General features: G+C 70.7%; 26 protein-coding genes. 17 read left to right on the forward strand and 9 right to left on the reverse strand.

The features are described from left to right. Window positions 1–277 (forward strand): alpha amylase C-terminal domain-containing protein (locus ACN6LB_RS40410; protein WP_445030227.1); only part of this gene is annotated, 277 nt, incomplete at its 5' end. Between the two features lies 1 nt (window position 278). Here the strand turns inward: ACN6LB_RS40410 and ACN6LB_RS40415 are convergent. Further along, on the reverse strand, window positions 279–1,703 hold the full coding sequence (locus ACN6LB_RS40415; protein ID WP_445030228.1) for a M1 family metallopeptidase: 1,425 nt from the start codon (window positions 1,701–1,703) through the stop codon (window positions 279–281). A gap of 159 nt (window positions 1,704–1,862) precedes the next feature. Beyond that, entirely contained in the window at window positions 1,863–2,648 is a 786-nt protein-coding gene (locus ACN6LB_RS40420; protein WP_445030229.1) for a PIG-L deacetylase family protein, read from the reverse strand. Window positions 2,649–2,885: 237 nt separating this feature from the next. Between ACN6LB_RS40420 and ACN6LB_RS40425 the strand changes: the two genes are divergently transcribed. Continuing rightward, window positions 2,886–3,779, forward strand: a complete 894-nt coding sequence (locus ACN6LB_RS40425) for a Gfo/Idh/MocA family protein (RefSeq protein ID WP_445030230.1) — start codon at window positions 2,886–2,888, stop codon at window positions 3,777–3,779. Window positions 3,780–3,805: 26 nt separating this feature from the next. Here the strand turns inward: ACN6LB_RS40425 and ACN6LB_RS40430 are convergent, their stop codons facing one another. Further along, window positions 3,806–5,116 carry an MFS transporter gene (locus tag ACN6LB_RS40430; RefSeq protein ID WP_445030231.1) on the reverse strand — a complete coding sequence of 437 codons (1,311 nt, stop codon included), beginning with the start codon at window positions 5,114–5,116 and terminating at the stop codon, window positions 3,806–3,808. Window positions 5,117–5,271: 155 nt separating this feature from the next. Here ACN6LB_RS40430 and ACN6LB_RS40435 point away from each other — a divergent pair, with 155 nt between their 5' ends. Together ACN6LB_RS40435 and ACN6LB_RS40440 are read left to right on the forward strand one after the other, a co-directional pair. Next, the gene (locus ACN6LB_RS40435) at window positions 5,272–5,847 is read left to right on the forward strand and encodes a 5' nucleotidase, NT5C type (RefSeq protein ID WP_445030232.1); all 576 of its coding nucleotides are present in this window, start codon (window positions 5,272–5,274) and stop codon (window positions 5,845–5,847) included. Between the two features lie 234 nt (window positions 5,848–6,081). Then, window positions 6,082–8,646, forward strand: coding sequence for a SpoIIE family protein phosphatase (locus tag ACN6LB_RS40440; RefSeq protein ID WP_445030233.1), 2,565 nt, complete (start codon window positions 6,082–6,084; stop codon window positions 8,644–8,646). 59 nt (window positions 8,647–8,705) lie between these two features. Here the strand turns inward: ACN6LB_RS40440 and ACN6LB_RS40445 are convergent, their stop codons facing one another. Further along, window positions 8,706–9,692: an aldo/keto reductase gene (locus ACN6LB_RS40445; RefSeq protein WP_445030234.1), complete on the reverse strand. Its 987-nt coding sequence runs from the start codon at window positions 9,690–9,692 to the stop codon at window positions 8,706–8,708. A gap of 106 nt (window positions 9,693–9,798) precedes the next feature. Further along, on the reverse strand, window positions 9,799–10,461 hold the full coding sequence (locus ACN6LB_RS40450) for an NUDIX domain-containing protein (protein ID WP_356135257.1): 663 nt from the start codon (window positions 10,459–10,461) through the stop codon (window positions 9,799–9,801). A gap of 164 nt (window positions 10,462–10,625) precedes the next feature. On the opposite strand from ACN6LB_RS40450, the gene ACN6LB_RS40455 reads away from it, so the two are divergent. Continuing rightward, window positions 10,626–10,976 (forward strand): hypothetical protein, encoded by a 351-nt coding sequence (locus ACN6LB_RS40455; protein WP_356135255.1) that lies wholly within the window; start codon window positions 10,626–10,628, stop codon window positions 10,974–10,976. 101 nt (window positions 10,977–11,077) lie between these two features. On the opposite strand, the gene ACN6LB_RS40460 is transcribed toward ACN6LB_RS40455, so the two are convergent. Then, window positions 11,078–12,016 (reverse strand): sigma-70 family RNA polymerase sigma factor, encoded by a 939-nt coding sequence (locus ACN6LB_RS40460; protein WP_445030235.1) that lies wholly within the window; start codon window positions 12,014–12,016, stop codon window positions 11,078–11,080. Window positions 12,017–12,112: 96 nt separating this feature from the next. Here ACN6LB_RS40460 and ACN6LB_RS40465 point away from each other — a divergent pair, with 96 nt between their 5' ends. The 11 genes from ACN6LB_RS40465 to ACN6LB_RS40515 all read left to right on the forward strand — a co-directional run bounded on the left by ACN6LB_RS40465 (window position 12,113) and on the right by ACN6LB_RS40515 (window position 20,383). After that, complete coding sequence (locus ACN6LB_RS40465) at window positions 12,113–13,513, forward strand: DHA2 family efflux MFS transporter permease subunit (protein WP_445030236.1); 1,401 nt, start codon at window positions 12,113–12,115, stop codon at window positions 13,511–13,513. A gap of 287 nt (window positions 13,514–13,800) precedes the next feature. Then, a complete protein-coding gene (locus ACN6LB_RS40470; RefSeq protein ID WP_445030237.1) occupies window positions 13,801–13,965 on the forward strand; it encodes a hypothetical protein in 165 nt (54 codons plus the stop codon). Window positions 13,966–13,968: 3 nt separating this feature from the next. Continuing rightward, on the forward strand, window positions 13,969–14,241 hold the full coding sequence (locus ACN6LB_RS40475; RefSeq protein ID WP_445030238.1) for a DUF4190 domain-containing protein: 273 nt from the start codon (window positions 13,969–13,971) through the stop codon (window positions 14,239–14,241). A 52-nt stretch (window positions 14,242–14,293) separates the two neighbouring features. Beyond that, window positions 14,294–14,458, forward strand: coding sequence for a hypothetical protein (locus ACN6LB_RS40480; RefSeq protein ID WP_445030239.1), 165 nt, complete (start codon window positions 14,294–14,296; stop codon window positions 14,456–14,458). Window positions 14,459–14,899: 441 nt separating this feature from the next. After that, window positions 14,900–15,586, forward strand: a complete 687-nt coding sequence (locus tag ACN6LB_RS40485; protein WP_356135245.1) for a nucleotidyltransferase family protein — start codon at window positions 14,900–14,902, stop codon at window positions 15,584–15,586. Further along, window positions 15,583–15,888, forward strand: a complete 306-nt coding sequence (locus ACN6LB_RS40490) for a hypothetical protein (RefSeq protein ID WP_445030240.1) — start codon at window positions 15,583–15,585, stop codon at window positions 15,886–15,888. The genes ACN6LB_RS40485 and ACN6LB_RS40490 overlap by 4 nt, the downstream gene beginning before the upstream one ends. Further along, window positions 15,885–16,640 carry a metallophosphoesterase family protein gene (locus tag ACN6LB_RS40495; protein ID WP_356135241.1) on the forward strand — a complete coding sequence of 252 codons (756 nt, stop codon included), beginning with the start codon at window positions 15,885–15,887 and terminating at the stop codon, window positions 16,638–16,640. The genes ACN6LB_RS40490 and ACN6LB_RS40495 overlap by 4 nt, the downstream gene beginning before the upstream one ends. 78 nt (window positions 16,641–16,718) lie before the next feature. Then, the gene (locus tag ACN6LB_RS40500) at window positions 16,719–17,282 is read left to right on the forward strand and encodes a hemerythrin domain-containing protein (RefSeq protein ID WP_356135239.1); all 564 of its coding nucleotides are present in this window, start codon (window positions 16,719–16,721) and stop codon (window positions 17,280–17,282) included. A 141-nt stretch (window positions 17,283–17,423) separates the two neighbouring features. Beyond that, window positions 17,424–19,904, forward strand: a complete 2,481-nt coding sequence (locus tag ACN6LB_RS40505) for a molybdopterin oxidoreductase family protein (RefSeq protein ID WP_445030241.1) — start codon at window positions 17,424–17,426, stop codon at window positions 19,902–19,904. Then, the gene (locus ACN6LB_RS40510) at window positions 19,901–20,032 is read left to right on the forward strand and encodes a hypothetical protein (protein ID WP_445030242.1); all 132 of its coding nucleotides are present in this window, start codon (window positions 19,901–19,903) and stop codon (window positions 20,030–20,032) included. Before ACN6LB_RS40505 ends, ACN6LB_RS40510 begins: the two co-directional genes overlap by 4 nt. 12 nt (window positions 20,033–20,044) lie before the next feature. After that, window positions 20,045–20,383: a hypothetical protein gene (locus tag ACN6LB_RS40515; RefSeq protein WP_445030243.1), complete on the forward strand. Its 339-nt coding sequence runs from the start codon at window positions 20,045–20,047 to the stop codon at window positions 20,381–20,383. Between the two features lie 41 nt (window positions 20,384–20,424). On the opposite strand, the gene ACN6LB_RS40520 is transcribed toward ACN6LB_RS40515, so the two are convergent. Next, window positions 20,425–20,964 carry a hypothetical protein gene (locus tag ACN6LB_RS40520; RefSeq protein ID WP_356135233.1) on the reverse strand — a complete coding sequence of 180 codons (540 nt, stop codon included), beginning with the start codon at window positions 20,962–20,964 and terminating at the stop codon, window positions 20,425–20,427. A 326-nt stretch (window positions 20,965–21,290) separates the two neighbouring features. On the opposite strand from ACN6LB_RS40520, the gene ACN6LB_RS40525 reads away from it, so the two are divergent. Beyond that, window positions 21,291–22,067, forward strand: a complete 777-nt coding sequence (locus tag ACN6LB_RS40525; protein ID WP_445030244.1) for a polysaccharide lyase family 7 protein — start codon at window positions 21,291–21,293, stop codon at window positions 22,065–22,067. Here ACN6LB_RS40525 and ACN6LB_RS40530 read toward each other — a convergent pair. Continuing rightward, window positions 22,056–23,936 carry a sensor histidine kinase gene (locus ACN6LB_RS40530; RefSeq protein ID WP_445030245.1) on the reverse strand — a complete coding sequence of 627 codons (1,881 nt, stop codon included), beginning with the start codon at window positions 23,934–23,936 and terminating at the stop codon, window positions 22,056–22,058. The genes ACN6LB_RS40525 and ACN6LB_RS40530 overlap by 12 nt on opposite strands. Then, window positions 23,933–24,637 carry a response regulator transcription factor gene (locus tag ACN6LB_RS40535; protein ID WP_445030246.1) on the reverse strand — a complete coding sequence of 235 codons (705 nt, stop codon included), beginning with the start codon at window positions 24,635–24,637 and terminating at the stop codon, window positions 23,933–23,935. Before ACN6LB_RS40535 ends, ACN6LB_RS40530 begins: the two co-directional genes overlap by 4 nt. Window positions 24,638–24,761: the final 124 nt, after the last annotated feature.

Consider the following 24,761-nt stretch of genomic DNA (forward strand, 5'->3'; position numbering starts at 1 on the left):
CAACGTCTTCGCGTTCCTGCGCTACGACGCCGACGGCTCCCCGCTGCTCGCCGTCTCCAACTTCTCCCCGGTCGTGCGGCACGAATACCGCCTCGGGGTACCCGACGACGTTCCCGCCTGGCACGAGGTCCTCAACACCGACCTCGCCCGCTACGGCGGCAGCGACGTCACCAACCCCGACCCGGTCAAGGCCGAGCCGGAGGGGGCACACGGCCGACCGGTGTCTGTCCTGCTGACGCTGCCGCCGCTGGCGACGATGTGGCTGCGGCCTGCCTAGATCACGGCGAAGCCGGCTTGCCCGTCGTGTCCAACCAGGTGTGGAACAGGGCGTGGAGGTCCTTGCCTGACAGGCGTTCCGACAGGTGGGTGAACTGGCTGGTGGTCCCGTGGCCTTCGTGGTGGTCGGCCGTCCAGGTGCGCAGGATGCGGAAGAAGGTCCTGTCGCCCACGGCCGTACGGAGTTTGTGCAGGGCCATGGCGCCGCGAGCGTAGACCGGGGTTTCGAAGATGTGCGCTCCGCTGCCGGGATCGGCGGGCGGGAAGGCCCAGAGGTCGCTGTCCGCCGGGGATGCGTAGAGGGAGTCGAAGGTCTGCTGAGCGCTCCTGCCGCCATGCTGCTCGGTGTAGAGCCACTCGGCGTAGGTCGCGAAGCCCTCGTTGAGCCAGATGTCCTTCCAGGTGGTCAGCGAGACGGAGTCCCCGAACCACTGGTGCGCGCTTTCATGGACGAGAGTGCCCAGGCTGGGCGCCCGGTCGTAGAGCGGCCGTGTCTGCGTTTCCAGTGCGAAGCCGACCTGCGGAGCCCGGTCGACGACCGATCCGGCGGCTTTGAAGGGGTAGGGGCCGAAGAGGCCGCTCTCCCAGGCCAGCACGGAGGGCAGCTTCTTCAGCACGGGGGCCGCGGCGGTCGCTTCGCGGGGATCGACGGCGTTGTAGACCTTCAGGCCGTCCGGGGTCGTGTACTGCTCGACCTTGAACTTCCCGATCGTGGCGGTGGCGAGGTACGCGGCCATCGGCTCGACCGCCCGCCAGCGGAACGTGGTGCGCCCGTGGGAGGTCTTCTGCCCACGCAGAACACCGTTGGCGACGGCGGTCGTCCCCTTGGGCACGGTGACCGTGAAGTCGTACGAGGCCTTGTCCCTGGGGTGGTTGTTGGCGGGGAACCAGGTCATGGCGCCCTGCGGTTCCCCCGCCACGAACGCGCCGTCGTCCGTCGGGATCCATCCGTCCAGCGAACCGTCCGGGTCAGTCGCCGGCTTGGGGGTGCCCCGGTAGGTGACGGTGATCCGGAACTCCTGGTGCTTGTGCAGGGCGTGGCGTGGGGTGACGACGAGTTCCTGTCCGTCGCGGCGGAAGTCCGCCTTGCTGTGGCCCACCATGACGCCGGTGACCTTGAGTCCCTTGAGGTCGAGGTCGAAGCGGGTCAGCTTCTGCGTGGCGCGCGCGGTGATGACCGCCTTGCCGTCGAGGTGGCGGCTGTCCGGGTCGTAGCCGAGGGTCAGGTCGTAGTGGTGCACGTCGTAGCCGCCGTTGCCCGCGAGGGGGAAATAGGGGTCTCCCACGCCGGCCGAACCCGAAGTGCCTGCCGCCGCCGGTCCGGCCGCGGCGAGCAGGGCCGCGACGGCGACCGGGACGGTCGCGACGACGGCGTCTCGGCGAAGGACAGCGGTGCGTCTGGTGGCCTTGCGCGAGCGTGGGGTCACGTGAACTCCTCCGGATCACTGGTGATCAATTGACGCTCAGCCTATGAGTCTCCTGATTCAAAAGACCCATCGATCAGGTCAAGTTGTGTCATCTCGATGTGCGGCCGGCCCGTGATGACGTGGTCACATCGCCCGACCCGTGTGATGGCCGGGCTGTGGTCACACCCAGGGCGGCGGGCCGTCGGGGATGAGCTGGTGCACGTCGAACAGGACGGCCGACTCGACGCCCAGGGCCGGGCCGCCCATCTTGGACGCCCAGGTCAAAAAGGGGCCGGGCTCGAAGCCCTGCGCGCCCAGGCCCTTGGTGTACTCGGCATGCGCGGCGAGGGAGGCGATGCCGCGTGCAAGGGGTTCGCCCGTGATGTCCACGCCGTGGGTGGGCTGCTGCGCCCCGGCCAGGCACACCATCCGGATTCCGTTCCACGGTTCGAGCCCCTCGTCGGCCAGTTCCGGGAAGATCCAGCGGTTGCCCGCGTCCCGTGCCGCGTCCAGGGCTGCCAGGCCCACCACCCGGTGGTCCGCCTGGTTGGTCAGCCCCATGACCATGCGCACGGTGAACGCGCCGGACACCACGATCTCGGGCCGGTGGCGGCGCATCGCCCGCACGATGTCCCGGCGCAGGACGAGCCCGTCCTCGATGACGCCGTCACGGTGGTCGAGGAACTCGACGTCGTCGACGCCGACTTCACGGGCTCCGGCCCGCTCCTCGCTCTCCCGCAGCGGACCGGCCCGGTCCGGGTGCATGCCGTCGATGCCGGCTTCGCCGCGGGTGGCCAGCAGGTACGTGACGTGCTTGCCCTGAGCCGTCCACCGGGCAACAGCGCTTGCGGTGCCGTACTCGATGTCGTCCGGATGGGCCGCCACCGCAAGACATCGCTGCCAGTCCTCCGGCAGCGCGGGCAGGATCGTACCGTCGGTGCCTGCTTTGTCGTTTGTGGGATCCATGCACCGAATGATGACGCTCATGACGCTTCATCGAACAGAGGCGTGCACCGCCGGCACACCGCAAGCCCTCGGGCGCGCCCGCGACCAGGCCGCGTCGATCTCACCGCGGGTAGGGTGAGAGAGCCTGCGCACCCTCCGACGGGCCAGTACGCGGCCTCGGTTGACCGCACCTCACGTCAACCCGCGCCAGGTCACCGCACGACCCGCGCCCATGCCACCGCACAGATCGGATCTCCCGTGACCGGCACTCCTGATCCCTGGCCCCACACCCCCGTCAAGGTCGGACTCGTCGGCGCGGGCCCCTGGGCGCGGACCGTGCACGCCGAACTGCTCGCCGCCGGGCCCGAGACCGCGCTGACCGCCGTATGGGCGCGCCGCGCCGAGGCGGCACGTGAGACGGCCGCGCCGCATGGGGCGCGCGTCGCCGAGAGCTTCGAGGAACTGCTCGACGGGTGCGAAGCGGTCGCCTTCGCGGTTCCTCCCTCGGTACAGGCCGAACTCGCCCTGCGTGCCGCGAAGGCGGGCAAGGCGCTGCTCCTGGAGAAGCCGCTCGGTGCGGATCTGTCGGCCGGGCGCCGGCTGGTCGACGCGATCGACGAAGCCGGTGTCGTCTCCCAACTCGTGCTGACGAGCCGCTACCACCCGGAGGTCCGGCGGTTTGTGAGCGAGGCGAGGGAGCTGGAGGTCGTGGGTGCGCGTTCCTGCGGGCTGAGCAGCGCGTTCCTGGGCGGCCCGTTCGCGACGCCGTGGCGTCTGGAACACGGCGCGCTGTTGGACATCGGTCCGCATCTGCTGGACCTGTTGGACGCGGCCGTCGGCCCCATCGTCCGTATCCGTGGCGCCGGTGACCCGCGCCGCTGGATCGAGCTGACCTGCGAGCACGAGAACGGCGCCGTCAGCCAGGCCTCGCTGTCGGGTTCCGTCAACGTCGCGCAGGGCATCACCCGGGTCGAGCTCTTCGGCCCGCAGCCCCCGCTCGTCCACGACAGCGCCGAGCTGGACTACTCCGAGTGCTGGCCCGTCCTGCGCCGTGAGTTCGCCGCCGCCGTGCGTAACGGGGTCTCCGGGGAAATCAACGCCCGCCGCGGGTTGCATCTGCAGTCGCTGATCGCGCAGGCACTGGAGAGCTGAGTCCGGCCACCGGTGCACGCCCGCCGTCAGGCCCGGTAGCTGCGCAGTGCCGGTGTCGCGGTGGCCAGTGCCAGCGTGGCGACGATGACGAGCAGGCCACCGCCCACCACGGCCGTACGGGGGCCGAAGGCGGAACCCGCCGTGCCGTGCAGGACGTCGGCGAGCCGGGGACCGCCCGCGACGACCACCGTGAACACGCCCTGCATACGGCCGCGCATCTCGTCGGTGGCGGCCGACAACAGGATCGCGCCGCGGAAGACCATGGAGACCATGTCGGCGACACCGGCGGCGGCGAGGAACGCCACGGCGACCCACAGGTTTGCGCTGAGACCGAAGCCCGTGACGGCTGCCCCCCAACCCGCCACCGCGGCGATGACCATGAGGCCGTGCCGACGCGCGCGGGAGAAGGTTCCCGACAGCAGTCCTCCGAGCACCGCGCCGATGGGGATCGCCGCGAAGAGCAGGCCGAGCGCCAGCCCCTCGCCGTAGGGCGCGTACGTCTCTGCGGCGAGCTGGGGGAAGAGCGCCCGGGGCATACCGAGGACCATGGCGATGATGTCGGCGAGGAAGGACAGCATCAGCACTTTGTGCAGCGCGATGTAGCGGAAGCCCGCGGCCACCTCCCGCCAGCCTGCCCGCCGGGACACGGCGGCCACGAGGGGCGGCAGAGCAGGCAGGCGTACGACCGCCCATACGGTGGCGCACAGGGCCAGCGCGTCGATCAGGTACAGCTCGGGCAGCCCGATGACAGGGATGAGGGCACCGGCGAGCAGGGGACCTGCCACGAGTCCGGTCTGCATGACGGTCGAGCCGAGCGCGTTGGCCGCGGCGAGTTCGTCCGCGGGAACCAGGCGGGCGATGGAGGCATTGCGTGCCGGTGCGTTGAGACCGAAGAACGCCTGCTGGAGGGCGAGCAGGGCCATCAGGACCAGAACCGAGTCGAGTCCGGTGACGGCCTGGGCCCAGAAGAGGAGAGAGGTGACGGCTATGCCGCTGTTGGTGATGAGGAGCAGCTTGCGCCGGTCCATGTGGTCGGCGATCGCCCCGCCCCACAGGGCGAAGACCACGAGGGGCAGCAGTCCGGCGAGGCTGGCGTAGCCGACCCACGCGGAGGAGCCGGTGATGTCGTAGATCTGCTTGGGCACGGCGACGGCGGTGAGCTGACTGCCGACGGCCGTGACGATGGTCGACGACCACAGGCGCCGGTAGGCCGGGCGCCGCAACGGCCGGGTGTCCATCGCCCACCGACGCCACCCGGTACGGGGCGGGCTCGGTGGGCCCGCCGACCCTGCTCCGGGTCCGGCGCTGTTGTCGGTGCTGCTCTCGCTCGCGTCCACGGACTTCCTGGGTGCTCGTTACATCTTTCACTCGAAGGGTTCACTATCGCGCACACGGACAGAACCGTTGTCGGCGGGTGTGCGACTGCGTGCGACGAGGCCGCAGTCCTGTCGACTCCCCCCGAAACGCTCTGCCGGGGCCCTACGCTGCCACCGTGGATGACCCGTCAAGAGTGGTCCTGGTCGACATGGACGGCGTCCTTGCCGACTTCGACCGGTACGTCGTGGACGCGATCGGTGCCGTGTGCCCGCAGCTGCACTCGGCAGGCACGCGCAGCGAGTTCCGCCTGACAGACGCCTTCCCGGAACACCGGGCGCGGATCGAGGCGGTCACCTCGCGGCAGGAGTTCTTCGCCTCACTGCCGCTCTGCGAAGGCGCCGTGGAGGGCTGGGAGCGGATCGGCGCGGCCGGGTTCCGGCCGCGCGTGTGCAGCTCGCCGCTGAGCGCCAATCCCTGGTCCGATCGGGCGAAACGCGCGTGGCTGACCCGGCACTTCGGCGCCCGGGTGGCCCACGAGGCCGTCGTCGTCGACGACAAGAGCCGCCACGACGGCATCGCACTGATCGACGACAGGCCGCACATCAAAAACAGCGCCCGCGCCACCTGGCAGCATGTCGTGTTCGACGCGTCCTACAACCGGCGCTCGCCCGCGCCCCGGCTGCTCGGGTGGCGGGATCCCCGACTTCCGACCCTCCTGACGGAGGCCAGGGACCGGTATCTTTCGCGCTGAGTGCGGAGCCGGCCGGATCGAGCCCGGGCCGGCCACCGCGCCAGGAGAACCGTGCGGGGGTGTCACGATCATGCACCTGGTGGGTGAGGCGGGCGGGTACGGGGCCGCGGTCCCGGTACCCGTTCCGAGCCCCTTCGCGGTCCCGGCCCCGAGATGTCGAGGTGCGGGACGGGGCCTCTGGGGCGCATTCTTGCTGTGGTACCCCCCTGACGGCGGGCGGACGAGGGCAGACCGATGACTGGGAGCACCGAGCGTGCGGGTCAGGCGCCGGAAGGCCTGGCCACGCTGCTCACCGACGCCTCGACGGACGCCATTCGCGCGGCGCGCGGCTTCGCCGGCGGCGTGTACCTGCGCTCGAGCAACCCCAGCCTGCTGAAGCTGGCGGTGCTGGCCGGGCTGCCCGGGCCGCTGTTCCGCCCCTGGTGGCGCATGCACCGGGACCGGCCGTTCCCCGTCGCCGACGCCCATCGGCTGGGCACGGAGGTCCTGCTCGCCGACGCCACCGAAACCATGCGCCGCTACCCGCAGCTCGCGGCCGGACTGCCCTTCCAGTTCGGTTCGGTGTACGTCCCTGTCGTGGGGGCGTCGAGGTCGTACGGCGTCCTGACGGTGCTGTGCCCGCCGGTCGCGGACGCCACCGAGGTCCTGCCCGACCGTGATCGGATGACGGCGGTCGCGGCCGGCCTGGGCGCGGCCCTGGACAAGCTGGAGGACAACGGCCCTGCGGTCGTGTGGGACGCGGAACCGCTGTGCGTACGGCCACCGGCAGTCGGCTCGCCTGCCGAGCGCATCGGACGGTTCGCCTGGGATCCGGTCGCCGACACCGTGACCGCCGACGAGGCACTCTGGGCCCTGCTGGGCATCGCTCCCGAGGACTTCGACGGGACGCCCGAGGCACTCGCCGGCGCGGTGTGCCCCGACGACGCCGCTGCGCTGCTGGCCGCGTTGCACGACACAGCCGCCGGGCACCCGCCGCCCCACCCGCTGCCGGTGCGCGTCTCCGACGGGGGCCTGCGGCTCATGGAACTGTGGACCACCGACGCGTCGCCCGACGCACCACCCGTCGCACCGCCGTCCGCGAGGCTCCGGGTGAGCGGTGTCGTCGTCGATCCGGGCCCCGGCCCGGCGGCGGACCGGGCGGCGGATCTGCTGCCGGAGGGAGTGTTCGCATTCGACCGGCGCGGGCTCGTCACCTACGTGAACCCGCGCGCCGCCGAACTTCTCGGCCGCCCCGCGGCCGAACTGCTGAGCCGGCCCCTGCTGGGGGCGCTGCCGTGGTTGGACCGGCCCACCTACGAGGACCATCTGCGCGGCGCGATGTTCTCTCCCGAGCCGGTGCACTTCCAGGTCAGACGCCCGGACCAGGACGGCGACCCGCACTCGGCGGGGCACGGTGGCGACCTGCTCACCCTGTCCGTCTATCCCGGCCCGGAGACCCTGACCTGCAAGGTGGTCCCGATGGGCCGGGTCGCGGACACCACGGATGCCTCGCCGCTGGACGCGCGAACGCCCTGGCCCGGCCCGGCCGGCGAGGAGGATCCGGCGGCCGGTGTCACCGCGTCCGCCTCGCTGTACCGGCCGATCGTCCTCGCGATCGCGCTCAGCGAGGCCATGACGGCCCGGCAGGTGTCGGAAGTCGTGATGCGGGAGCTGCTGCCCGCGTTCGGCGGACGCCGGCTGGCCATCTACCTGCTCCAGGACCGGCACCTGTACCTGGCGTGGGAGACCGGCTTCCCGCAGGGCTTCCTCGCACCCTTCGACGGAGTGGGGCTGGACGTCCGGCTGCCCGGTGTCGAAACGCTCACCAGCGGCCGCCCCCTCTTCTTCGAGTCCATGAACCAGCTCGCGGCCGCCTACCCCGGCATCGCGCTGGACGCCACCGAGGGAGCCCGCGCCTTCCTGCCGCTGATCGCCTCCGGCCGTCCGGTCGGCTCCTGCATCCTCGGCTTCGACCGTCCCCGCGACTTCAGCACCGAGGAGTGCACGGTCCTCACCGCCCTGGCCGGCCTGATCGCCCAAGCCCTGGAGAGAGCCCGGCGCTACGACACCGAAGCCGCCCTCGCCCGCGGCCTCCAGGAGGCCCTGCTCCCCCATCGGCTGTCGGCGCACCCGCGGGTCGAGACGGCCGGCCGTTACCTGCCCGGCACGCTGGGCCTCGACGTGGGAGGCGACTGGTACGACGTCGTCGAGGCCGGCAAGGGACTGGCCCTGGTCATCGGCGACGTACAGGGGCACGGTGTCCAGGCGGCGGCGACCATGGGGCAACTGCGCAGTGCGGTAAGGGCGTTCGCGCTCGGCGACCACACGCCGGACGAGGTGATGAGCGGCACCAACCGGCTGCTCATCGATCTCGATCCGGGCCAGTTCGCCAGTTGCTGCTACGTCCGCCTGGACCCGCTCACCGGGATCGCCCACGTCGCCCGGGCCGGTCATCCGCAGCCGCTGCTGCGCCATCCCGACGGCCGTACGGAAGTCCTCGACCTCCCCGGCGGGGTGGTGCTCGGTGTGGATCCGCAGGCCAGGTACCCGGTGACGGAGCTGCGACTGGAACCCGAGGCGGTCCTGGCCCTCTACACGGACGGGCTCGTCGAGCAGCCGGGCAGCGACATCGACGACGGTATCGAGGCCCTGCGCGCCACCCTGGCCCGTGCAGGTACCCCCGACACGCGGGCGGGCAGTCGCTCGCTGAGCACCGCCGCCAATCTGCTCACCCAAGAAGCCCGTCAGGCCACCGAACGCCCCGACGACATCGCGCTCCTGCTGACCACCCTCCGCATCGAATCCCGTGCTCAGCGCTGAGCCCGGGTCACGCCGCGTGTCAGCGGCCGCTTCCGAGCCTCAGTGCAGCGGAGCGTGGCTCAGTGAGCCGCATCTAGGCGCGCCCGCTGCTCCGGAGTCAGTTCCAGCTCGACCGCCGCCAGGTTCTCCTCCAGCTGGGCCACCGAGGACGCGCCGGCCAGCGGGATCACCGGCAGCTCGCCGCCGATCTGCCAGGCGAGGACGACCTGGTTGACGCTCGCGCCCGTCTCCTTGGCCACCTTCCGCAGTACGGTGAGCCGGGCCGGGGTGCCCGGGTGGTCGTAGTCGGGCGGGAGCGGTTTGTCCCGGCGGGCGTAGGCGCCGCCGAGCAACGGTGAGTAGGCGACCAGGGTCAGAGCGGGCTCGGCGCGCAGGTAACTGAGCAGCTCCCCCGTCGCTCCGCCGAGGCTGCCCTCCGGGAAGAGAGCGTCGGGAATGTCGGTGCGAGGCCGCAGGTGGCTGTGCTGGTACTGCAGGACCTCGTAGCCGGGCAGGCCGGCCGCGGCTGCCTGCGCGCGGGCCCGCTCCACCCGCCACACGGCGTGGTTGCTCGCTCCGAGGAGCCCTACGGTGCCCTCCGCGACCAACTCGGCGAACCCCTCGACCGTTTCCCGCAGCGGTACCGTCCGGTCCTCGATGTGCGCGTACAGCAGATCCAGCCGTTCCACGCCGAGCCGCTCCCGGCTGCGTTCGGCCGCCTCGCGGATCACCTTCGCCGACAGGCCCTCCGGGTTGTCGGTGTAGCTGGTGCCGGGGGCGAGCGGGCGGGCGCCGAGCTTGGTGGCGATGACCACCTCGTTGCCGATACCGCGACTGCGCCGCCACCTCCCGAGCAGTTCCTCGCTCTGCCCGCCCTGGCCGCCGTCCTCCCAGAACGCGTAGTTGTCGGAGGTGTCGATGAAGTTCCCACCTGCCTCGACATAGCGGTCCAGTACGGCGAAGGAGGTCTCCTCGTCCGTCCGCGAGCCGAACAGCATGGCCCCCAGGGCGAGCACGCTCACCTCGCGGCGGGTCTTCGGATCACTGCCGATGGTGCGGTACTTCATGGTGTCCCCTCCGGTTCGGGCCCGTCCTCTGCGAGCCCGGCACGGAGTCTGCGGCTTGGAGTGCACTGCAAGTCAAGCCCCGACGGAGGGCGGACGCCGATGGTCCCTACTTGGCGAACGGCCCCTCCAGGGCCGCCCATTGCAGCAGCATGATGGTCTTCGCGTCGGCGATCTCCCCGGTGCGGATCATCTCCAGGGCCCGGCGGAAGGGCAGTTCGACGAGTTCGATGTCCTCGCCCTCCTCGTCCAGTCCCCCGCCCTCGTGCGTGCGGGTCGAGGGGCCGTACGAAGCGGCGTAGAAGCTCACCCGCTCGGTGACCGATCCGGGGCTCATATAGACGTCGAAGACGTGCTGGATCGCGCCGATGGTGTGCCCGGTCTCCTCGACGACCTCGCGTCGTACCGCGACTTCCGGGTGCTCGTCCTCCTCGTCGAGGAGACCGCCCGGCGTCTCGATCAGCATGCCGTCCGGGTGTCCGTTGACATACACGGGATAGCGGAACTGCCTGGTGAGCAGGACGGTTTCGTGCTCGGCGTCGTACAGCAGGAGCGTGGCGCCGTTCCCGCGGTCGTGCGTCTCGCGCTCCTGGGTGCTCCAGGTGCCGTCGGCGTGCTGGAAGTCGAAGGTGGTGGTGCGTTCGACGTACCAGTAGCAGGACAGCAGCTTCACGTCCCGCACCTTCACCCGGGGGTTCGCGGTGAGGTCCCGGCCGGTCCGGTCGAGTCCGGTGCGGCCACGGCTGTCCGGAGTGTCGATGCCGGCGGTCATCGCGGGCCCGCCCGGTGGGAGGAGGAACAGGAACTGCGGAAGTTGGTCATGATCGCTTCTACCATCCCGGCCGCTCCGGTGTCAGACCCTGCCTCTTCGGCGCCGAACCGAAGAATGACGACACCGCCGCCCACAAGGGGTTGCGGCACATCTAGGCTCTCGGCATGGAACAGACGGAGATCATCCTGCGCGCCATCGCCGTTCTCACCGAGACCAACGCGATGGCGCGCCGGATCGCCCTGGACGAGAGTGCCGACGTCGACCCGGGCGAGAACCAGCTCGGCGCGCTCGTCACGGAGGTCTTCCCACGGGTCGAAGTGCCTGCCGACGCCGGGCCGGCGGAAGCGGGACAGGCGGTCGCGGACGCCTACTTGCCCGCGACCATCTCACTCGTGGGCGCCTTCGCCTTCCTCTTCTCCGAACTCTCCGAGGTACACGACTCGGGACGCACGGACATCACCACAGCCGATCTTCTGCAGCAGCTCGCCCTGCGCATGTCGGGCGCGGCGGAGTGACGTCGACGCCACGGGCGGGGTGCCCCCGATGCGTGGCCCCCACGGAGGGTAGGCGTGGGTCTCGTTCGGCTCCCGCCTCTGCCGGTTCTCCCCGTGAGCGTTCACATCCGGGAAGGCAGGCCGAAGCTCCGCACCAGGGCGGCGTCGTGGAAGGCGGTGACCGCGGCGACGGCCGGGCCGCGCAAGGTGATGACCTGAACGGCGAAGGCCTCACCGTCCACGTACATCGCGAAGCCGGGCTGCCCGTTGGCGCGTAGGGGAACCAGCCGGGTCCGCTTGCTGCCGAGTCGGGCCACGAGCAGCCGGATGACGTTGTCGCGTCCTGCGAACCACGACGGATTGGGCGGCATCTGCCACACCGCGTCCTCGGTCAGCAGTCGGGTCAGCGTGGCGATGTCGGCCCGCTCGAAGGCGTCCGTATAACGATCGAGCAGGTCGCGCTGCTCCTGCTCGCTGGGCTCGGCTATCTCGTCGACGGCCGGTTCCAGGCGATCCAGCCGGGCCCGGGCGCGCTGCAGCGTGCTGTGCACCGCGGCCGGTGTGACACCGAGGACGTCGGCGGCCTCCTCCGCCGACCAGGCCAGCACATCCCGCAGAACGAGCACGGTTCGCTGCTGCGGGGGCAGGTGCTGCAAGGCGGCGATGAGAGCCAGCCGCAGACCGGCGCGCCCGGCCACGATGGCCGCCGGGTCGGCCAGCTCGTCGGGGAGCGGCTCCAGCCAGGGGATCTCCGGGTCTCTCGGCGCGAGCGCGACCGGATCGGTCGACGGGGCGCCCAGTCCCGCGGGCAGCACACGGCGGCTGCCGTGCCGCAGCGCGTTCAGGCAGGCGTTGGTGGCGATCCGGTAGAGCCAGGTGCGCAGCGAGGCACGGCCCTCGAAGTCCTGGTACGACCGCCAGGCCCGCAGATAGGTCTCCTGCACCAGATCCTCGGCGTCCTGCACCGAACCCAGCATCCGATAGCAGTGGGTCAGCAGTTCACGCCGGAACGGCCCGGTCAGGCGGGCGAACTCGTCCTGCTGCTGTTCGATCACGGTCACCCGATGTTCCTCCCTTTCTCGTACAGACCCGCCAGGCCACCGGAAATCATCGGCACCGGCCCGACGAATCGAGCGGGGCCGCCGGTCGGTACTCGCATGGACAGAAAATGGGTTCTGGGGCTCGCTTCGGCGGCCTCGGTGATGGTGGCGCTCGACGCCACCGTGGTGACGACGGCTCTGAGCCGGATCCGGCTGGATCTCGATACGTCGATCGAACAGCTCGGGTGGACGGTGAACGCCTACAGCCTGAGCTTCGCCGTTCTGCTGATGACCGGGGCCGTGCTGGGCGACCGGTTCGGGCGTCGGCTGGTCTTCACGACCGGGTTGGCGCTGTTCACGGCGGCCTCGGCGGCCTGCGCACTCGCGCCGGGCGTGGGCTGGCTGATCGCGGCGCGGGCGGTGCAGGGTGCCGGGGCCGCGCTGGTGATGCCGCTGGCCATGGCGCTGCTCAGTGCCGCCTATCCGCCGCCGGACCGACCGAGGGCGCTGGGGCTCTTCGCCGGGCTGACCGGGCTCGCGGTGGTCGCGGGACCGGTGGTGGGCGGCGCCGTCACTCAGGGGCTCGCCTGGCAGTGGATCTTCTGGCTCAACCTGCCGATCGGCCTGGCCGTGATCCCGCTGGTGCTGCGCCGGGTTCCGGAGAGCCGAGGCGGCGTGGGCGGCGTGGACAGCGGCGGATTGGTGCTGGTGACCGGTGCCGCGTTCGGACTGGTGTGGGGGCTGGTCCGCTCGCACGCTGCCGGATGGGGCAGCATCGAGGTGGTCGCCGCACTCCTCGCGGGTGCGGTCTGCACCGTCGCTTTCGTGGCCTGGCAGCGGGTCGCCGAGCGGCCGATGGTGCCGCTGGGGCTGTTCCGGCTTTCCGGCTTCGCGGCAGGCAACGTCGCCGGCGTGTTCCTCTACGCCTCGCTGTACGGGTCCCTGTTCTTCGCCGCGCAGTACTTTCAGACGGGACGCGGTGACGGGCCGCTGGCCGCCGGGCTGCATCTGCTCGCCTGGACCGCCTCGGTGACGGTCGTGGCGCCGTTGGCGGGGAGGCTGGTGAACCGGGTCGGCGCGCGGCCGCCTGCCGCGCTCGGGCTGGGTCTGCAGGCGGCGGGGATGGGGTGGCTGGCGCTCATCGCCGCACCGTCGGCACCGTATGGGGAGATGATCGCTCCGATGCTCATCGCGGGCACCGGCGTGAGCATGGCGATGCCTGCCGTCCAGACCGCCGTGCTCAACGCCGTGGCACCCGAGCAGATCGGCAAGGCCTCCGGAGTGTTCAACACCGGCCGCCAGCTGGGCGGCGTGTTCGGGGTCGCGGTGCTGGCCCTGGTGTTCAGCAAGGCCGGAAGCTACTCGGGACCGGCCGCCTTCACCGACGGGTTCAGCGCGGCCGTCGCGGTCAGCGGCGCGCTGTCGCTCGCGGGGGCGGCAGCAGCGCTGGCCATCCCTGGCCGCCGGACCACCTCGGCGCCCGCGCCCGCAGCGTCGGCGCTCGCAGCGAAACGCTGATCCGCCGCGGAAACGGCGTGCATGGCACGGGGTGCGACCGTGTGATGCACGCCGTACGGCACCCCCGCCGGGGAGTTCCGCACCACTCGCGAGCCCGGTCCTGGTCCCGGTCACGCCGTTCGCTCTCTCATCGTCGGCACGCAGTGGAGACAGTTTGCGTCAACACGCGCCGCACAGGCGTGAGGTGGTCACGCCTGGAGACCCGTAGCGGCATGCACACGCAAAGGCGAACCCGACCGAGGCGAACTTCACCGATGTCCGTACGCCCGGGCGAAAGGAGGTAGGCGGTGCTCTTCCTTGTCGTGGCCCTGGTTCTGCTGGCCATTGTCCTGGGGTCGGCCGTGTACCTCCCCGGGCCGGTCTCCGTGGTCCTCGCCGTGCTCATCGGCTGCTGGCTCATGACCTTCGCCGTGCGCGAGCGACGGCGACGGGGCGGGACGGGGAGGGCTTAGACGATGCGTATGACAGCGCCCCCGGCGCGCGCCACGGGCAGGCAGGACACCGAAGGCATGGCCGTGGCCTCCTTTGTGCTCGGCCTGGTCGGTCTCCTCGTCCTCAACCTCGTGCTCGGCCCCATCGCCATCGTGCTGGCCGTCCTCGCCCTACGACGGGACACACCACGCCGCTTCAGGGCGCTGCTCGGGCTGGGCCTCGGCATCGCGGACCTGGTCGTTCTCTTCGTGCTGATGGCGGCCAACGGCACGACCTCCTGGACGATCTTCAGTTGAGCCGTCACGCCGTCCGCGGACTCGAACAGTCCCGGGCGGGAGACGGGGGTACATGGAACTCGCCGTCCTCGTGTCTCTGCCCGGCCTGGTCATCGTGCTCGCCGTGCCGGCCTTCACGAACCGCTCGCCGTTCGACGGCAGGCATTCTCCGCTGTCGGAGTCCTTCGGCGCTGCGCGTTTTCGGCGCCTACCGAGCGTGTCCGGGCGGGCAGCATGATTCATCCGGGCCGCAGTGGAGACCCGTACTGCCATCAGCGCACCGACCATGGAAGGGGGCCGATGAGTACACCGCCGAACGACCCCACGCCACCCAAGCCCACGCCGGCGCCGGGCCCGACGGACCCGCAGCCCGGCCCGCTGCCGGGACCCGTACCCGCCCCGGGTCCCGATCCCGTTCCGCCAGGGCGGCCCGCACCGCCCGAGCCGGATCCGGTGCCTCCGACGCCCCGGCCAGATCCGTATCCCAAGCCCGGACCGGCCCCCGGGCCTCTGCCCCCTCCGGAACCGGCCGCCTGAGACGGACGTGACCGCCCAGGGACCGGTCGCCCAGGGGCAGCTGCGAGAGGGCTGGGGGCCGATATCCCCTGGAGCAGGCTCAGTCGCAGACAGTCGGCATGCGCCCGTCGCGCATCAGCCGCCGTCCGGAAACGGAGCATCAGTGACGCAGAACGCGGATGACGCCGCTCGCGAGGAGCGGGGCGCGGTTCCTGGCCTGCGTCTGGCGGGCGGACCGGACGTGGACCGCCCCAGCAGCGACCTGAACGCGGAAGCGCTGCCCCCCGACCGAAATCAGGCGATCCTGGAGGCGACCAAACAGGTCGCGTCGGTTCTCAAGAAGCACGGTCACGAGTTCGCCCTGGCCGGGAGCGTGGCCGTCTACGCGCACGGTGGAACGGGCAACTTCCAGCACGACGCCGACTTCTGTGTCAGGCCGGAGGACGCCGACGCGGTGGCCGCCACGCTGGAGGAGGCCGGTCTGACGGTGTACGCGCCGCCCGAGGACTGGCTCATGAAGGCCAAGTGCTTCGGCCAGGACATCGACCTCCTCTTCGAGCTGGCCCATCAGACCGTCACCACGGAGCTCCTCGCGAGGGCGACCCAACTGTCGGTGGACTCGGTGCACATGCCCGTGCTCGCCCCGACCGACCTGGTGCGCAGTCTGCTCGCCGCCTTCGCGGAGCACCACTGCGACTTCGGCGCCGTCCTGCCGATCGCCCGGCAACTGCGCGAGAAGGTCGACTGGGAACAGATCCGCCTCGACTTCGGGGACGAGCCGATGCCGGCTGCCTTCCTCTACCTGCTGGAGCGCCTGGAAGTCATCACACCGCAGGGAGGACACCGATGAACGAACGTGCCGGAGGCCGGCCGGAGTCCGCCACGACCGCGGCGGACACCGGAACGGCCCAGAACATCGAATACCGCATCGCCCATCTGCAAGAGCGGCTTGCCGCGGAGGAAGCCGGTGAACTGGGCCTGCGGGTCGAGGCCCGCGGCTCGGCCGTGACCGTCGTCGGCACCGTCCCGACCGCGCACTGTCGCGACGAGCTGATGCGCACCGTGAACGAGGAACTGGCCGGGCGGTCCGTCCACTTCGACATCGTCGTGGCGGAGGCCGCGGCTCCCGACCATCCGGAGGAGCTGGCATGATCCGCGTCGCGGCCGTCGGAGACATTCACATGGGTCTGGACAGTCAGGGCCTGCTCAGGCCGGCTTTCGACACCCTGTCCGACTGCGCCGATCTTCTGCTGCTCGCCGGCGACCTCACCCGTCACGGCACACCGGAGGAGGCACGCGTCGTGGCTCAGGAGCTGGCCGGGCTGCCGGTGCCGGTCGTCGCCGTCCTCGGCAACCACGACCACCACGAGGAGAAGCCCGAGGAGGTCACCGCCGTCCTCGACGAGGCAGGCGTACGCGTCCTCGAAGGGCAGGGCACGATCGTCGAGGTGGACGGCGAACGGGTCGGCGTCGCCGGCACCAAGGGCTTCGGCGGCGGATTCGTGGGACGCAGCGGCAGCGAGTTCGGCGAACCCCTGATGAAGGAGTTCATCCGGTACACACGCCGCTGTGCCGACGGACTGCGTACGTCCCTCGACGAGTTGGCCGCGCAGGGCTGCGGCACGCGGATCGCCCTCACGCACTTCTCCCCCGTACCGGACACGCTGGCCGGTGAGCCCCTGGAGATCTATCCGTTCCTCGGCAGCTACCTGCTGGCGGAGGCGGTCGACACGGCGGGTGCGGACCTCGCCGTCCACGGACACGCGCACTCGGGTACGGAGCACGGCATGACCAGCGGGGGTGTGCCGGTCCGCAACGTCGCGCAGCCTGTCATCCGCCGGGCGTTCAACGTGTACCACCTGCACAGTCACGAGATGGCGGCAGCAGTTCGCGATCCGCGTTAACCCTCCGGTGAGGAGGGCACCCGGAAGCCGCGACGGACCCGCCAAGGAAATCGACCAACCGGCCTGGAGGTGCTCAACATGGGGCATGGAGGAAACGTCATCAACGAGTTGATGACCGATCATCGAGAGGTCGAGGAGCTCTTCGGCAAGATCGAAGCGCTGCCGCCCGGCGAGAAGAAGCGCAAGCTCTACGCGGACCAGGCAACGATGGAGCTCGTTCGCCACTCGGTGGCCGAGGAGGCGTACCTGTACCCGGCTGTGCGGCAGTACCTGGCCAACGGGGACATGATCGCGGACAAGGAGATCGACGACCATTCCAGGGCCGAGCAGATCATGAAGGACCTGGAGGGCTGCGAGGCGGACGACCCCGAGTTCGACCGGCTCATCGGTGTGCTGATGCCCGAGATCCGCTCGCACGTCGCCGACGAGGAGGAGAACCTCTTCCCCATGCTGCGTGACGCCGCTCCCCCGGGAACGCTCGACGACCTGGGTGACAAGGTCCGGCAGGCGAAGAAGACGGCACCGACCCGCCCCCACCCGTCCGCCCCGGACAAGCCTCCGGCCAACAAACTGCTGGCTCCGGGAGCCGGACTCGTCGACCGGCTCCGCGACGCCCTCAGCGGACGCGGCAAGGAGGACTGACACCCCGCACGAAGGCCACGGTGGCCGGGCCTCGCGGCCCAGCCACCGTCCGTGTCCGCGGCAGCGGGAGAGCGGTCGCGACCCAGAAGGGTCATGGGGAAGCCCGGTATTCGTACAGCGTCGCGCGCGAGGAGCACTGAGATGGGACGCATGGACCGGATCGCGGACCCCTGGGGCAGCCGCACGCCGTACGGGCCGGGTGAAACATGGCCCGTACGGGTGGATTCCTACCTCGCGGACGGTCTCACCGCCGAGCAGGTGGATCGATGGGTGCCCACGGCATCGATCCTGCACTCCAACGGTGACGCGATGGACATCGCAGTGAAGGACGGCCGTATCGTCGGGGTGCGCGGCCGGGCGGACGACCGGGTCAACCACGGCCGTCTGGATCCGAAGGACCTCTTCGGCTGGCAGGCCAACGGCTCACCCGACCGCCTCACCCAACCGTTGGTCCGGATCGACGGCGAGCTCACGGAGACGGACTGGGACACGGCCATGCGCCGCATCGTCTCCCGCACCCGGGAGCTGCTGGACGAGCAGGGGCCCTCGGCGCTCGGTTTCTACACCACCGGCCAGCTGTTCCTGGAGGAGTACTACACGCTCGCCGTGATCGCCCGCGGCGGGCTCGGCACTCCTCATCTGGACGGCAACACGCGGCTGTGCACGGCCACGGCGGCCGCCGCCCTCAAGGAGTCCTTCGCGTGCGACGGGCAGCCCGGCTCGTACACCGACATCGACCATGCCGACGTCATCGCCCTGTTCGGACACAACATGGCCGAGACGCAGCCGGTGCTGTGGAGCCGTGTCCTGGACCGGCTGGCCGGGCCGACCCCGCCCGCTGTCGTCTGTGTGGACCCCCGTCCCAGCCCGGTCGCGCGCAAGGCCACCGTCCACCTGGCCCCGAGGCCGGGCACCAACCTGGCCCTGATGAACGGCCTGCTGCACGAGGTCGTCGCAGGCGGCCACATCGACCGCGAGTACATCGACGCCCACACGGTCGGCTACGACGAGCTCGAACAACGCGTGAGGGAGTACCCGCCGGAGCGGGTGTCCGAGATCTGTGACGTACCGGCCGAAGAGATCCGGCGGGCGGCCCGCATCCTGGGCGGGGCCGAGCGACTGCTCTCCACCGTCCTGCAGGGCTTCTACCAGTCCCACCAGGCCACCGCCGCGGCCGTGCAGGTCAACAACCTGCATCTGATCCGCGGCATGCTCGGCGAGCCCGGCCGCGGAGTGCTCCAGATGAACGGTCAGCCGAGCGCCCAGAACACCCGCGAATGCGGCGCGGACGGAGACCTCCCGGGATTCCGCAACTGGGCCGACGACTCCCAGGTCGCCGAGCTGGCCGAGCTGTGGAACGTCGAACCCCTGCAGATCCCCCACTACGGCCCGCCGACCCATGCCATGCAGATGATGCGTTACGTGGAGAACGGGTCGATCCGCATGCTCTGGGTCACCGGCACCAATCCGGCCGTCTCCCTGCCGGAGCTGTCCCGCGTGCGCTCCCTCCTCTCGCAGGACAGGCTCTTCCTCGTCGTGCAGGACCTGTTCCTCACCGAGACCGCCCACTTGGCGGATGTCGTCCTGCCCGCTGCCACCTGGGGCGAGAAGACCGGCACCTTCACCAACGCCGATCGCACCGTCCACCTGTCGGAGAAGGCCGTCGACCCGCCGGGCGAGGCCAGGCCGGACCTCGACATCTTCCTCGACTACGCCACGCGGATGCAGCTCTCGGACAGGAGCGACAAGCCGCTGGTGAAGTGGCACGACCCTGAGTCGGCCTTCGAGGCGTGGAAGGAATGCAGCCGTGGCCGCCCCTGCGACTACACCGGCATCACCTACGCCGGGCTGCGCGAGCGCGGCGGCATCCAGTGGCCGTGCGACGAGGAGCATCCCGACGGCACGGAACGGCTCTACGGCGGCGGACACTTCTGGAGCGACCCGGACCACTGCGAGAGCTACGGCCGCGACCTGGTGACCGGCGCCCCGCTGGAACCGGACGAGTACCGGGCGCTCAATCCCGACGGGAAGGCTGTCATCCGGGCCGCGGCCTATCTTCCCGCGCACGAGCAGACCAGTGACGACTATCCGCTGCTGCTCATCACCGGCCGCACGCTGTACCACTTCCACACCCGGACCAAGACGGCCCGTGCACCGCAACTGCAGTCCGCCGCACCGCGGATGTGGGTGGAGCTGTCCGCTGCGGACGCGGAAGCCGAGGGAGTCACCGAGGGCGATCTGGTGGAGGTCACCACGCCCCGTGGGTCGGTACGCGCCGCGGCACGGCTCACCGACATCCGGGACGGGGTGGTGTTCCTGCCGTTCCACTACGGCTACTGGGACACGGACGCCGGACACGAACCCGGCGGTGCCCCACGCGCCGCCAACGAGCTGACGCTCACCGACTGGGACCCGGCGTCCAAACAACCGCTCTTCAAGACGGCCGCCGCGTGCGTCCGCCTGGTGGCCCGGCAGGACGCCCCCGCCCCGGCCCCGGCCCCGACCACGGCCGCGTCGGCGCCCCGCTCCGCCGGAGTGCCGCCGACGGTGGGCGGAACACCGGCCGAGGTCCACGAAGAGGACCGCTCGCGCCCGTACTCGAGTTCGGGAGACAGGTCATGAAGATCGACTCGGTTCTTCGGGAGCTGCACCGAAGCGAGAATGAGCCGGCCCGACATCTGCTGGACGTCTCCGAGCGCAACAAGGCGGACCACGAGACCCACCATCTCGCACGCGACCTGACCACCTGATCCCAGCGCCACGTGCGCGCGCTGGCCGAGGCAGGTGAGCGCTTCGGAGTGAAGCTGGACCCCAAGCCCGCCGAGGAGTCCTCTCTCACCCAACGCGTGCGGGAGAAGGCCGACGAGCGGATCGGCCGCCACGGCACGGGCGATGTGCTGATGCTGCGCGATCTGCGGAAGATCTACACGGGCGCGTCAGGGGTGTCCATCGACTGGGAGATGCTCGCCCAGGCGGCACAGGCCCTCAAGGACGCCGAGCTCCTCAAGCTGGTCCAGGACTGCCACCCGGACACCCTGCGGCAGATGCGGTGGGCCAACGCCGAGCTCAAAGAGGCCAGTCCGCAGGTGCTGGTCAGCTGAGTGTCGCGAGCGGCCGGGCGGCTGCCCCGGTTGCGTCTGCTCTACGCCGTGAGCGCCTCGCCCGGCGTCAGCCTGTCCAGGAGTGCGGCGTGGTGCAGATCGGCTATGGGAGCGAGGAGGTCCGGGTGGCGCAGTAGCGCCGCGGCCCGCCGGGCGCGGTGGTCGGGCGCGGTCAGGCGCCGGAACTCGATCGGCACGCCGGCCGTGTGATCGCAGTCCGCGAGTGCGGCCACCGCCGTGCCGGCCAGTTCCGGATCGGTCAGCAAGCAGGCAGCCCAGCTGGCCACGACCTCGTCCACCCAGGTGCGCCACGCGGCCGCGTCCACACCGCCGTCCCCGGCTTCGTGGACGCCGCCGTCCGCTCCGGTGATCCAGTCGAGGCGGCCCGAGCCGCCGGGTCCGGCCACTCCGACGAGCGCGGCGTCCATCCGCGTCGGATAGCGCAGCCACGCCGCGACGGTCACGGCCTGCCGGGCCTGTACCTCGGAGAGAGCCGAGTCCATCGCGCTGCCGTCCGACGGATAGGAACGCGTCAGCCACTGGGCGGTCGCCGCTATGAGCGAGGAGAGATCTGCGAGCACGGGGCCGTCCGAACAAGTGGGGGCGGGAACGGAAACGCTAGCTCGTGACCCTCTGCGGAGAAGTGGCCGAAACCACTGAAAATCCGTGGCTTTGGCCACATGAACCCGGTCATCACCTCGATCGACACCCCGATCGCCTCTCCGATCACCCCTCCGGAGGGAGCGGCATCGAGCCTCAACTCCCGCTCGCGCTCACCCTCTTGACGCCGTTGGTTCAGACCTTTACCGTCACCGCACAGACGTCGGGTTCACAGAGGCGCTCAATGTTCATCCACGTGAACATCCAGCATGAACCCCTTTCCCCCCACACCCCGAAGGACGTCGACATGACTCGTTCCAGGGCACTGGCAGCGGCCACCGTCGCGGGCATCGTCTCCGCGGTGACCCTGCTGGGCACCTCCAACGCAGGCGCGGCCGACCCGAACGTCGCGCCCGGTGGCAACTTCGACCTCTCGATCTGGCAGTTGCAGGAACCCGTGGGCTCCCCCGGCTCGCCGACCACCATCTCCTCCGCCCGCCTGCAAGGAGCCAACGGCTACCAGGACGCGTACTTCTACACCGACACCCGAGACGGTGCGATGACGTTCTGGGCGCCCGAGAAGGGCGTCACCACCCCCAACTCCCACTACGCCCGCTCCGAGCTGCGCGAGATGAACCGCAACGGCAGCGCCGCCGACTGGCCGCTGGGCGGCAGCCACCGGATGAGCGCGACGCTTCGCGTGGTGTCGGTCACCTCCAACGTCTGCGTCGGACAGATCCACCTGGGCTCCGGCGGCTCGTCCACCAAACCGCTGCTTGAGCTGTACTACCGCTCCAGCGGCGACATCGTCATCGGCACCGAGAACTCACCAGCGGGCGGCCAGACCCTGCACACCGTGGGACATGTGTCGGTCGGCAAGACCTGGAACTACACCATCGCGGTCTCCGGCGGCCGCACCATCGACCTGACCGTCAACGGCAGCACCACGCACTACCCGATTCCGTCGTCGTTCTTCCCGTACAAGCAGTACTTCAAGGCCGGTTCCTACAACCAGTCGTCATCCGACAGCACCACGAAGGGTGCGCGGGTCGCCTTCTACGGGCTGAACGTCTCACACGGCTGACGGATCACCCTGTACGTCGGCGGGCGATGCGATGCCGGCCGGGGAACCCCCACCCGGCCGCAGGACAGGGAGCCGCAGCGTGAAGACGGAGCCGACGCCCGGCTCGCTGGTGGCCGTGACCGTACCGTCGTGGGCGGCGGCGAGCTGGCGGACGATGGACAGGCCGAGCCCACTGCCACCGGTACGCCGGCTGCGGGACTTCTCGGCCCGCCAGAACCTCTCGAAGACACTGGCCAGGTCCTCCGGGGCGATGCCGGTGCCGGTGTCGGCGACCTCAAGGACGACGTGGTCGCCGTCCGTACGGGTGGAGAGCGTGATCGTGCCGTCGGCCGGAGTGTGCCGTATCGCGTTGGAGACGAGGTTGCCCAGCGCCTGCCGCATCCGGACCGGGTCCGCGTCGAGCCACGGGGCGCCGCCGGCCTTCGTGCGCAGGCGGATGCCTGCTCCGTCCGCGCGCACCCGGTGGGCCGCGGCGACCTGTTCGAGGAGTTCGTCGGCGCGGACCGGTTCGCGGTGCAGGCGCAGCGTGCCCGCGTCGGCGGCGGCGAGGTCCTGGAGGTCGTCGATGACGCGCTGGAGCACGAGCGCCTCCTCGTGCAGGGAGGCGAGCAGTTCGGGGTCGGGGGCGACGACACCGTCCCGGGTCACCTCCAGCCAGCCGCGGATGTTGGTGAGTGGGGTGCGCAGTTCGTGGGCGATGTCGCTGACCATCGCTTTGCGCTGCGCCTCCAGGCGTTCGCGGCGTTCGGTCAGGTCGTTGAACGCCTCGGCCAGGATGCCGGTCTCGTCCCGGGTGGTGACGGGCACACGTACATGCTGTTCGGGCGGTTGCTGCGCCGCGTGGGTGAGGGCGCGCAGCGGTCGTACGAGCCGGGTGGCGACCAGTGCGGTCACAGCGACCGTGAGGGCGAGGACGAGCGCGGCGACTCCGACGACCTTCGCCTTGTTGGCCGGTGACATGTCGAAGTGGGGCGGGGCGCTGCTCCCGCTGCCGAGGAAGAGTTCGGCCGTCGGGGCGACGTACGCGTCGAGCTGATGACGGCGGGCGCTGTCGATGCACTCCTTCACCGCCCGGTCCGTGGCGGCCGTCGTCGGGGCCGGATGCCTTCCGGCGCTGTACCGCGGCCGCACGGCCGGATACGTGAAGTCCAGTGTGACGGCCAGAGGGTCGGTAAGGGGCAGCCGACTGTGCGTCAGGCAGGTCCGGACGAGCCCTGTCAGTTCGGCCAGGGCCTTCGTCTCCGTGGGGGTGGGCGTGTTGAGTCTCCCGTCGGCGCACTCGGTCGGCACATAGTCGTCCGTGTTGCCGCCGTCCTCTCCGGTGAGGACGGGGCGGCCGCTGGGGGTCCGCACGATCGTCGTCTCGAACCCGTTGCGCCGAAAGCACTGCTGCCGGATCAGCGCCAACTTGCCGAGGCGTGCGCGCTCCTTGTCCGTCAGCCGGTACGGCCCCACTGCGCGGGGGTCGATCCCGCTGAGCTGCGCGCCCCGTTCCGAATAGGTGTCGGTGCGCAGCGGGTCGACGGTGGCGGCGGCCCGGGGCGGCAGGGACGTCCGCACGGTCGCCGAGTCGGCGATCGGCGTCCGCTCCGGCGTTGTCAGAGCAATGCGGCGTCCCGTCCTTTCCGACAGCGTGCGTACCGTGTGCCCGGCGCCGTGCCAGTCCCGGTGGGTCGCCGCGTAGGCGCTGAGCTCCCGGAGGATTTCCGTGTCGTCGGCGAGAACCTGCCCCTGTTCCTCCTGGAGGGCGCGGGTCGTCGTCTCCACCGCCAGCCAGGCAGTGGCCGCCACGGAGCACATCGCGATCAGCACCGAGGTGATGAGCAGCCGTACCAGAAGACTCTTGCGGAGCGGGATGCCGGACCTCATCCTCGGTCGCCGCTGAGCTTGTACCCCACGCCGAACACGGTGAGCAGCCGCACGGGGCTGCGCGGGTCCGCCTCGATCTTCTTGCGCAGGTTCATGATGTGCACGTCGATGGCCCGCTCGGTGGACGCCCGGTCGATGCCGCGGGTGCACTGGAGCAACTGCCGCCGGGAGAACACCCGCTCGGGCTCGCCGGCCATGGCCAGCAGGATCTCGTACTCGCCCGGGGTGCATTCCACGGGCCTCCCGTCGCACAGCACCTTGTGGCGTGCGGGGTCCACGCTGATCCCGGCGGCCCGGACGGTCCGCCCTTCGCGGCGTTCGGGATCAAGAGCGGTGCGCCCGCTGCGCCTCAGTACGGTGCGGATGCGGGCCATCAGTTCGCGCGGACTGTAGGGCTTCGTCATGTAGTCGTCCGCGCCGAGTTCCAGGCCGAGCAGGATGTCCTCCTCGGCGGAGCGGGCGGTGAGCATCAGGACGGGGATGTCCTCGTCGCGCCGCAGCACCCGGCACACGCCGAGGCCGTCGATGACCGGGAGCATCAGGTCCAGCACGACGAGGTCCGGCCTGTGCCGCCGGACGGCGTCGAGCGCGGCCGCACCGTCGTGGACCACGGTTGCGCTGTGGCCCTCCTGCAGCAGCGAGCGGCGTATCAGCTCCGCCTGCATCTCATCGTCCTCAGCGACCAGCACATGTGCACACACGAGGCCGATGCTAAGCGCACCGGAGAGGGCAGTGGCCGGGCGGGAGGCACTTCCCACACCCTGACAACTTCCTCATATCCGCCTGCCACCTTCACCCACGCCCGCCATGGCGCCTTGCCGAGGG

The sequence above is a fragment of the Streptomyces sp. SAS_270 genome (genome assembly GCF_052543295.1).

Bases quoted from the DNA above. Each gene is read 5' to 3' on its own strand.
- ACN6LB_RS40420 (WP_445030229.1), bottom strand. From the start codon at position 2,648: ATGGATCCCACAAACGACAAAGCAGGCACCGACGGTACGATCCTGCCC.
- ACN6LB_RS40440 (WP_445030233.1), top strand. From the start codon at position 6,082: ATGACTGGGAGCACCGAGCGTGCGGGTCAGGCGCCGGAAGGCCTGGCC.
- ACN6LB_RS40445 (WP_445030234.1), bottom strand. From the start codon at position 9,692: ATGAAGTACCGCACCATCGGCAGTGATCCGAAGACCCGCCGCGAGGTG.
- ACN6LB_RS40450 (WP_356135257.1), bottom strand. From the start codon at position 10,461: ATGACCGCCGGCATCGACACTCCGGACAGCCGTGGCCGCACCGGACTC.
- ACN6LB_RS40455 (WP_356135255.1), top strand. From the start codon at position 10,626: ATGGAACAGACGGAGATCATCCTGCGCGCCATCGCCGTTCTCACCGAG.
- ACN6LB_RS40465 (WP_445030236.1), top strand. From the start codon at position 12,113: ATGGACAGAAAATGGGTTCTGGGGCTCGCTTCGGCGGCCTCGGTGATG.
- ACN6LB_RS40475 (WP_445030238.1), top strand. From the start codon at position 13,969: ATGCGTATGACAGCGCCCCCGGCGCGCGCCACGGGCAGGCAGGACACC.
- ACN6LB_RS40480 (WP_445030239.1), top strand. From the start codon at position 14,294: ATGGAACTCGCCGTCCTCGTGTCTCTGCCCGGCCTGGTCATCGTGCTC.
- ACN6LB_RS40490 (WP_445030240.1), top strand. From the start codon at position 15,583: ATGAACGAACGTGCCGGAGGCCGGCCGGAGTCCGCCACGACCGCGGCG.
- ACN6LB_RS40495 (WP_356135241.1), top strand. From the start codon at position 15,885: ATGATCCGCGTCGCGGCCGTCGGAGACATTCACATGGGTCTGGACAGT.
- ACN6LB_RS40500 (WP_356135239.1), top strand. From the start codon at position 16,719: ATGGGGCATGGAGGAAACGTCATCAACGAGTTGATGACCGATCATCGA.
- ACN6LB_RS40505 (WP_445030241.1), top strand. From the start codon at position 17,424: ATGGGACGCATGGACCGGATCGCGGACCCCTGGGGCAGCCGCACGCCG.
- ACN6LB_RS40510 (WP_445030242.1), top strand. From the start codon at position 19,901: ATGAAGATCGACTCGGTTCTTCGGGAGCTGCACCGAAGCGAGAATGAG.
- ACN6LB_RS40525 (WP_445030244.1), top strand. From the start codon at position 21,291: ATGACTCGTTCCAGGGCACTGGCAGCGGCCACCGTCGCGGGCATCGTC.
- ACN6LB_RS40530 (WP_445030245.1), bottom strand. From the start codon at position 23,936: ATGAGGTCCGGCATCCCGCTCCGCAAGAGTCTTCTGGTACGGCTGCTC.